The following is a 560-nucleotide window of genomic DNA, read 5'->3' as shown; positions in this document are numbered from 1 at the left end:
GACGGGTCGCTGAGGTCGCCCAGCTGGTCTCGTTGCCAGAGCGTGTAGTCGGCGTACTGCACCGCCAACGGCACCCAACCCGGGGCCTGACCGGCGCAGCGGGCGGCATAGGCGGTGCCTAGATCCTGTATCAGCGGGGTGATCGACCCGCCATCAGCGACGATATGATGCGCCACGGCCACCAACACATACTCATCTGCGCCGAGCCGGAAAAGCTGCGCCCGCAACGGAATCTCGACGCCCAGATCAAACCGATACCCCGCCACCGCGGCGATGGCCTCCTCGAGCCGCTCGGGCAGCCAGCCGCTGGCATCCACCACGGCCCAACCGAAATCGGCCTGCCCAGGCGGCACTACAACCTGGTGAGGGGTTCCGTCGACCGCGGGGAAGACGGTGCGCAGGCTTTCATGGCGGCCCACCACATCACCCAGCGCCACCCCCAACGCCTCCGCATCCAACTGCCCGTCCAGGCGCAGCGCCACAGGCATGTTGTAAACCGCCGACGGGCCCAACAACTGATCGATAAACCACAACCGCGACTGGGCAAACGACAACGGCAC

The 560-nt window shown here is 66.6% G+C and carries 1 protein-coding gene; it reads right to left on the bottom strand.

The window, feature by feature from the left end:
- Positions 1 to 560: condensation domain-containing protein (locus A5781_RS04245; RefSeq protein WP_156624373.1), on the bottom strand; the 560-nt coding region annotated here is incomplete at both ends.

It is taken from the genome of Mycobacterium sp. 852002-30065_SCH5024008, from assembly GCF_001665645.1.
GTDB classification, from domain to species: domain Bacteria; phylum Actinomycetota; class Actinomycetes; order Mycobacteriales; family Mycobacteriaceae; genus Mycobacterium; species Mycobacterium paraffinicum.
This window is presented reverse-complemented; position numbering and strand designations above follow the sequence as displayed.